At 52.7% G+C, this 7,935-nt stretch carries 6 protein-coding genes; all 6 read left to right on the forward strand.

Annotation, left to right across the window (positions count from 1 at the left end):
* Window positions 1-12 precede the first annotated feature (12 nt).
* The gene (gene wcaI, locus VJY99_RS09305; RefSeq protein ID WP_324117768.1) at window positions 13-1,254 is read left to right on the forward strand and encodes a colanic acid biosynthesis fucosyltransferase WcaI; all 1,242 of its coding nucleotides are present in this window, start codon (window positions 13-15) and stop codon (window positions 1,252-1,254) included.
* Window positions 1,251-2,696 carry a mannose-1-phosphate guanyltransferase gene (gene cpsB, locus VJY99_RS09310; RefSeq protein ID WP_324117769.1) on the forward strand — a complete coding sequence of 482 codons (1,446 nt, stop codon included), beginning with the start codon at window positions 1,251-1,253 and terminating at the stop codon, window positions 2,694-2,696. Before wcaI ends, cpsB begins: the two co-directional genes overlap by 4 nt.
* A 109-nt stretch (window positions 2,697-2,805) precedes the next feature.
* On the forward strand, window positions 2,806-4,176 hold the full coding sequence (cpsG, locus tag VJY99_RS09315; protein WP_324117770.1) for a colanic acid biosynthesis phosphomannomutase CpsG: 1,371 nt from the start codon (window positions 2,806-2,808) through the stop codon (window positions 4,174-4,176).
* A gap of 227 nt (window positions 4,177-4,403) precedes the next feature.
* Entirely contained in the window at window positions 4,404-5,798 is a 1,395-nt protein-coding gene (gene wcaJ, locus VJY99_RS09320) for an undecaprenyl-phosphate glucose phosphotransferase (protein ID WP_324117771.1), read from the forward strand.
* Between the two features lie 11 nt (window positions 5,799-5,809).
* Complete coding sequence (locus tag VJY99_RS09325; protein ID WP_324117772.1) at window positions 5,810-7,288, forward strand: MOP flippase family protein; 1,479 nt, start codon at window positions 5,810-5,812, stop codon at window positions 7,286-7,288.
* Between the two features lie 27 nt (window positions 7,289-7,315).
* Window positions 7,316-7,935 (forward strand): polysaccharide pyruvyl transferase family protein (locus VJY99_RS09330; RefSeq protein ID WP_324117773.1); only part of this gene is annotated, 620 nt, incomplete at its 3' end.

Consider the following 7,935-nt stretch of genomic DNA (forward strand, 5'->3'; position numbering starts at 1 on the left):
GATGATGAGTAAATGAAGATTCTGGTCTACGGCATTAACTATTCACCGGAGCTGACAGGCATCGGTAAATATACCGGCGAGATGGTTGAATGGATGACGCGCCAGGGCCATGAGGTGCGGGTGATTACCGCACCACCTTACTATCCGGCCTGGGAAGTGCATCCAGATTATTCGGCCTGGAAGTATAAAAAAGAGGTGGGTGCAGCGACCGTTTGGCGCTGCCCGCTGTACGTACCAAAACAGCCATCAACGTTAAAGCGCCTGATTCATCTGGGCAGCTTTGCGCTGAGCTCCTTTTTCCCGCTGCTGGCGCAACGTCGCTGGAAGCCGGATCGCATTATTGGCGTCGTTCCCACGCTGTTTTGTGTACCGGGCATGCGCCTGCTCGCAAAACTGAGTGGGGCTCGCACGTTACTGCATATTCAGGATTATGAAGTGGACGCCATGCTCGGCCTGGGAATGGCGGGTAAACAGCAGGGCAAAGTTGCCCGACTGGCAACTCGCTTTGAACAAAGTGGCCTGCACAACGTCGACAATGTTTCGACCATTTCGCGCTCAATGATGAACAAAGCGATGGAAAAGGGCGTGGATCCACAAAAAGTGATCTTCTTCCCTAACTGGTCGGAAGTTGAACGTTTTCGCGGTATTTCCGTAGACGACGTTTTGGCGGTGCGCACCTGTTTACAGCTGCCTGTTGATAAAAAAATCATCCTCTACTCCGGCAATATTGGGGAAAAGCAGGGGCTGGAAACCGTCATTGAAGTGGCTGAACGTTTCGCTCATCAGCCGTATTTGTTTGTCATTGTCGGCCAGGGCGGCGGTAAAGCACGCCTGCAAAAACAGGCGCAGGAGAAGGGATTGCAAAACGTGGTGTTCCACCCGTTGCAACCTTACGACGCGCTGCCCGCGTTGCTGCATCTTGCGGATTGCCATTTGGTTATCCAGCGCCGGGGTGCGGCAGATGCGGTTCTGCCATCCAAGCTGACCAATATTCTTGCCGTGGGCGGGAATGCGGTGATTACCGCAGAACCGGATACCGAACTCGGCCAACTTTGCGAGGCTTATTCCGGTATTGCCGTGTGTGTAGAGCCTGAATCGGTTGATGCGTTAGCCGATGGAATCGAGCGTTGCCTGCAATTGCCGGTACACAACACGGTGGCATGTGAATATGCCGAGCGCACGCTGGAGAAAGACAGCGTGCTGAACCAATTTATTGCAGCGATATCTGCACAAGATATTGGGGTTAAATCATGAGTCATTCCAAGCTCTATCCCGTCATCATGGCGGGTGGAAACGGTAGCCGCTTGTGGCCGTTGTCCCGCGTGCTTTACCCGAAACAGTTTCTGTGCCTGAAAGGCAAACTGACGATGTTGCAAACCACCATTAGCTGTTTAAACGGAGTGGAGTGCGAAAGCCCGGTGGTGATTTGCAACGAAGAGCACCGTTTTATCGTGGCTGAACAACTGCGTGAGCTCAATAAGCTGACGGAAAACATCGTGCTGGAGCCTGCCGGACGTAACACGGCTCCCGCCATCGCGCTGGCGGCCCTCGCGGCGGTTCGTAATCAGCAAGATAACGATCCGCTGATGCTTATCCTCGCCGCCGACCATGTGATTGAGAACGAAGAGGCATTTCGTGAAGCGGTACGCAACGCGATGCCGTTTGCTGAAGCCGGGAAACTGGTCACCTTTGGTATCGTGCCAGACCTGCCAGAAACCGGTTATGGCTACATTCGCCGTGGTGAAGTGGCTAACCCGAATACGCCAGGGGTTGATGCCATTGCCTTTGGTGTGGCGCAGTTTGTGGAAAAACCGGATATCGCCACCGCACAGGCTTATGTGGCCAGCGGTGAGTATTACTGGAACAGCGGCATGTTCCTGTTCCGCGCCGGGCGTTACCTTGAAGAGTTGAAAAAATTCCGCCCGGATATTCTGAGCGCCTGCGAAAAAGCGATGGCCAGCGTTGATCCGGATCTGGACTTTGTACGTGTGGACGAAGCGGCTTTCCTGGCGTGCCCGGACGAGTCTATCGACTACGCGGTGATGGAAAAAACCGCCGATGCGGTGGTGGTGCCAATGGATGCGGGCTGGAGTGACGTGGGTTCGTGGTCATCACTTTGGGAAATCAGCACCAAAAACCAGCATGGCAACGTACATCATGGCGATGTGATAAGTCACGATACGCAAAATAGCTATATCTATGCGGAATCGGGTCTGGTCACTACCGTAGGCGTGAAAGATTTAGTGGTAGTGCAGACCAAAGATGCGGTGTTGATTGCCGACCGTGACCACGTGCAGAGCGTGAAAAAAGTGGTTGAGCAAATCAAGTTTGATGGCCGCCATGAACACCACAATCACCGCGAAGTGTATCGCCCGTGGGGCAAATACGACTCCATTGATTCCGGCGAGCGCTACCAGGTTAAACGTATCACCGTGAAGCCCGGCGAAGGATTGTCATTGCAGATGCACCATCACCGCGCCGAACACTGGATTGTGGTGGCGGGTACCGCGAAAGTCACGCTGGGTGACGAGACAAAACTGCTGGGCGAAAACGAGTCCATCTACATTCCGCTGGGCGTGACGCATTGCCTGGAAAACCCGGGGAAAATCCCACTCGACCTGATTGAAGTGCGTTCTGGCACTTATCTCGAAGAAGACGACATCGTCCGTTTTAAAGACCGCTACGGGCGCATCTGACCGCTGTCGGATGACGCTTCGCTTATCCGACCTACGAAATCTGAATATTCAACATCCCCCACAGCCAACTCTGTGGGTTGGGCAACTGTTGCCTGGAGGAGACTGAAACGTGCAAAAGTTAACCTGTTTTAAAGCCTATGACATTCGCGGCAAGCTGGGCGAAGAGCTGAATGAAGACATCGCTGAACGTATTGGCCGCGCGTATGGCGAGTACCTGAAACCGAAAACCATTGTGCTGGGCGGCGATGTGCGCCTGACCAGTGAGCGGCTTAAGCTGGCGTTAGCAAAAGGGTTGCAGGATGCGGGCGTGGATGTGCTGGATATCGGCCTGTCCGGTACCGAAGAGATCTATTTTGCCACCTGGCATCTCAATGTGGACGGCGGTATAGAAGTGACCGCCAGCCATAACCCGATGGACTACAACGGCATGAAACTGGTGCGTGAGGGTGCACGCCCTATCAGCGGCGACACCGGCCTGCGTGATGTGCAGCGCCTGGCGGAAGCGAACGACTTCCCACCCGTGGATGCAGCAAAACGTGGTAGCTACCAGAAAGTGTCCGTGGTTGAGGCTTACATCGACCACCTGTTCTCGTACATCAACGTGAACAACATCAAGCCGCTGAAACTGGTGATTAACTCCGGTAATGGTGCGGCAGGCCCGATTGTTGATGCCATCGAAGCACGCTTTAACGCGCTCAACGTGCCGCTGACATTTATCAAAGTCCACAACACCCCGGACGGTAATTTCCCGAACGGTATCCCGAACCCATTGCTGCCGGAATGCCGCGACGACACCCGTAACGCGGTGATTGAACACGGTGCAGACATGGGGATTGCCTTTGACGGCGATTTCGATCGCTGCTTCCTGTTCGATGAGAAAGGGCAGTTTATCGAAGGTTATTACATCGTTGGCCTGCTGGCAGCGGCATTCCTCGAAAAACAGCCGGGGTCGAAAATCATTCATGACCCGCGTCTGTCGTGGAACACGGTGGATATCGTTGAGCGTGCTGGCGGCACACCGGTGATGTCTAAAACCGGTCATGCGTTTATCAAAGAGCGGATGCGCCAGGAAGATGCGGTTTACGGTGGCGAAATGAGCGCCCACCACTATTTCCGTGATTTTGCCTATTGCGACAGCGGGATGATCCCGTGGCTGCTGGTGACAGAACTGCTGTGTCTGAAAGGTAAAACGCTGGGTGAGTTGGTGTGTGACCGTATGGCGGCGTGGCCGGCGAGCGGGGAAATCAACAGCAAGCTGGCTGACCCGAAAGTGGCCATTGCCCGTGTGCAGCAGCACTTTGCGCCACATGCGCAGGAAGTGGACCACACCGATGGCGTGAGCATGGCATTCGCGGACTGGCGCTTCAACCTTCGTAGCTCTAACACCGAGCCGGTGGTGCGCTTGAACGTGGAATCTAAGCGCGATGAACAACTGATGCAGGCGCGAACACAGGAAATTATGGAACTGTTGAATCAGTGATTTAGGGCACGGAGATCTTCGGTGTTTGTCGGGCGGTATTGCTTTATACCCAAAATAATTCGAGTTGAAGGAAGGCGGCAAGCGAGCAAATCCCGATGAGCTTACTCTGGTAAGTGATTTGGGTGAGTGAACGCAGCCAACGCATCTGCAACTTGAAGTATGACGGGTATGGCCGTTCGACAAACGCAGGGAAGGTGAACCGTCACCCTTTTAATAAAGGTAAAACGATGACAAACCTAAAAAAGCGCGAGCTACCAAAAACGAACGCATCGTTAATTTCTATGGTGCAACGTTTTTCTGACATAACCATTATGTTTGTTGGGCTATGGGTGGTGTGTCAGGTCAACGCGTTACCGTTTTTGTACATGCATTTACTGATGGCGTTGCTGGCCCTTGTGGTCTTCCAGATGATTGGTGGCATGACCGATTTTTACCGTTCATGGCGTGGGGTGAGAATTGCCAGCGAAATGATGCTGCTGTTACAAAACTGGACACTGAGTTTGATTTTCAGCGCAGGTCTGCTGGCATTTAATCCTGACTTTGATGGGTCGTTCTGGGTTTACTTCGCCTGGTACGTATTAACCAGTTTCGGCATGGTGATGTGCCGTTCGCTTATTCGCCTGGGTGCCGGTTGGTTGCGCAATATGGGCTACAACACGCGCCGTATTGCTATCGCGGGTTCGATGCCAGTGGGCTATGCGCTTGCGGAGAGTTTCCGCAACGAACCGTGGTTGGGATTTGATGTCACTGGCGTGTATGACGACCAACAACCGCAATCACCCCATGGCGATTATGCGGGCTGTTTCGCAGATTTGGTGGAACAAGCGCGTGCCGGGCATATCGATAATATCTATATCGCGATGGCGATGAGCGAAGAAGTGCGCATTAAATCGCTGGTGCGTGAGCTGACCGATACCACCTGTTCTGTGTTGCTGATCCCGGATGTCTTCACCTTCAATATTTTGAATGCGCGCACTGAAGAAGTGAACGGGGTGCCGGTGGTACCGCTGTTTGATACCCCGCTCAACGGCATTAACCGTGTGCTGAAACGCCTCGAAGACATTGTGCTTTCTTCGATGATCCTGCTGTTTATTTCACCCGTGCTGTTGTGCATCAGCGCGGTGGTGAAATTGACTTCGCCTGGGCCCGTTATCTTCCGCCAGACCCGTTACGGCATGGATGGAAAACCAATCAAAGTGTGGAAGTTCCGCTCGATGAAAGTGATGGAAAATGACGCCGTGGTGACTCAGGCGACCAAAGGCGATAAACGCATTACGCCGGTCGGTAATTTCCTGCGTCGTACTTCCCTTGATGAGTTGCCGCAATTTATCAATGTGCTGATGGGGGAGATGTCGATTGTCGGCCCACGTCCGCACGCGGTGGCGCATAACGAGCAATATCGCACGCTGATTGAAGGCTACATGCTGCGCCATAAAGTGAAGCCGGGCATCACCGGTTGGGCACAAATCAACGGTTGGCGTGGCGAAACCGATACGCTGGAGAAAATGGAAAAACGCGTTGAGTTTGACCTGGAATATATCCGCGAATGGAGCCTGTGGTTTGACATCAAAATTGTGTTTCTGACCATTTTCAAAGGCTTTGTTAACAAAGCTGCCTATTGAGTGAGTCCACCATGAGCCTGAGAGAAAAAACCATCAGCGGCGCCAAATGGTCTGCTATGGCCACGGTGATTATTATCAGCCTTGGCCTGGTGCAGATGACCGTGTTGGCGCGCATTGTCGATAACCACGAATTTGGCCTGCTGACAGTGTCACTGGTGATTATCGCACTGGCGGATACGCTGTCAGATTTTGGCATTGCCAACTCGATTATCCAGCGCAAAGAGATTAGCCACCTCGAGTTGACCACGCTGTATTGGCTGAATGTCGGTTTGGGTCTGGTGGTGTTCGCGGCGGTGTTTTTACTCAGCGATATTATCGCCGCGGTACTGCATGCCCCGGCCCTCGCACCGCTGATTAAGACTCTGTCATTTGCGTTTGTTGTCATCCCGCACGGCCAGCAGTTCCGCGCTTTAATGCAAAAGGAACTGGAGTTTTCGAAAATTGGCTCGATTGAAACGGTCTCTGTCATGGCCGGATTCACCGTGACAGTAGGGGCTGCGATGTATTACCCGTTCGCCATGACGGCGATTATTGGTTACCTGGTGAATACCGTGGTGCGCACCTCGTTGTTTGGTTTCTTTGGTCGCAAAATTTATCGCCCTGGCCTGCATTTTTCCCTGAAATCGGTCAGCTCTAATCTGAAGTTTGGCGCATGGCTAACCGCTGACAGCATTATCAATTATGTGAACACGAATCTCTCAACGTTAGTGCTGGCCCGTATTTTGGGCGCCAGCATCGCCGGGGGGTACAACCTCGCCTATAACGTGGCAGTGGTGCCGCCGATGAAGTTGAACCCGATTATCACCCGCGTGCTGTTTCCGGCCTTTGCCAAGATTCAGGACGACACAGAAAAGCTACGCATCAACTTCTACAAACTGCTGTCAATTGTCGGGATTATTAACTTCCCGACGCTGCTCGGCTTGCTGGTGGTCTCGAACAATTTTGTGCCGCTGGTGTTCGGTGAAAAATGGCAGTTCATTACGCCGATTCTGCAATTGCTGTGTGTGGTAGGCCTGTTGCGCTCCATCGGTAATCCGATTGGTTCGCTGCTGATGGCGAAAGCGCGGGTTGATATCAGCTTTAAATTCAATGTGTTCAAAACCTGCCTGTTTATCCCGGCGATTATCGTTGGCGGACATCTTGCCGGCGCGTTGGGTGTGACGCTTGGCTTCTTGTTTGTGCAGATTGTAAACACCGTGCTGAGCTATTTCGTGATGATTAAACCGGTGCTCGGTTCCAGTTACCGCCAATACATTCAGAGTCTCTGGCTGCCGTTTTACCTATCCATTCCAACCATTGTTATCAGCTTGGTGCTGGGCGTTGTTCTGAAAGGGCATCTCTCCCTCGGCCTGCTGCTGGGTGTGCAAATCGCCGCTGGTGTATTGGCCTTTATCGTCATGCTGGCGCTTTCGCGCAATGCGTTGGTTGTCGAGATGAAGCGCCAGTTTTGCCGCAACGAACGTTTGAAAACACTGCTTCGCGCAAGCTAAAACCCCTTAATAAGAGGTCTGATTTATATGAAATTATTGATTCTTGGCAACCACACTTGCGGCAACCGTGGTGATAGCGCCATTTTGCGCGGGCTGATTGATGCCATTACCGCTATTGATGACAGCGTGCAGGTTGACGTGATGAGCCGTTATCCGGTGAGCTCTGCCTGGCTGTTGGGCCGCCCGGTGCTGGGCGACACGCTGTATAAGCAGATGAAGCAACATAACAATGCGGTTGGGTTGATGGGACGGGTTAAAAAAGTCCTGCGCCGCAAATATCAGCACCAGGTATTGCTGGCGAAAGCCACTGAAAACGGGCGCCTGCGTAATATTTCCATCCCACAAGGATTTATCGATTTCGTTAAATCGCTGCAAAAATATGACGCGATTATCCAGGTCGGCGGTTCGTTCTTTGTCGATTTGTATGGCGTTTCGCAATTTGAGCATGCGCTGTGCAGCTTTATGGCGAAAAAGCCGGTTTACATGATTGGCCACAGTGTTGGGCCGTTCCAGGACCCTCAGTTTAATCATCTGGCGAGTTATGTCTTCGGCAATGCGGAATCGCTGATTTTGCGTGAGTCCGTCAGCCTTGATCTGATGAAAAGAAGCAATATTGATTGCAGTAAAGTGGAGCAGGGCGTGGACAC

Source organism: Buttiauxella sp., assembly GCF_035271705.1.
GTDB lineage: Bacteria > Pseudomonadota > Gammaproteobacteria > Enterobacterales > Enterobacteriaceae > Buttiauxella.

Excerpts from the sequence above, each read along its gene's own strand:
- VJY99_RS09325 (WP_324117772.1), top strand. The coding sequence starts at position 5,810 with ATGAGCCTGAGAGAAAAAACCATCAGCGGCGCCAAATGGTCTGCTATG.
- wcaI (WP_324117768.1), top strand. The coding sequence starts at position 13 with ATGAAGATTCTGGTCTACGGCATTAACTATTCACCGGAGCTGACAGGC.
- cpsB (WP_324117769.1), top strand. The coding sequence starts at position 1,251 with ATGAGTCATTCCAAGCTCTATCCCGTCATCATGGCGGGTGGAAACGGT.
- wcaJ (WP_324117771.1), top strand. The coding sequence starts at position 4,404 with ATGACAAACCTAAAAAAGCGCGAGCTACCAAAAACGAACGCATCGTTA.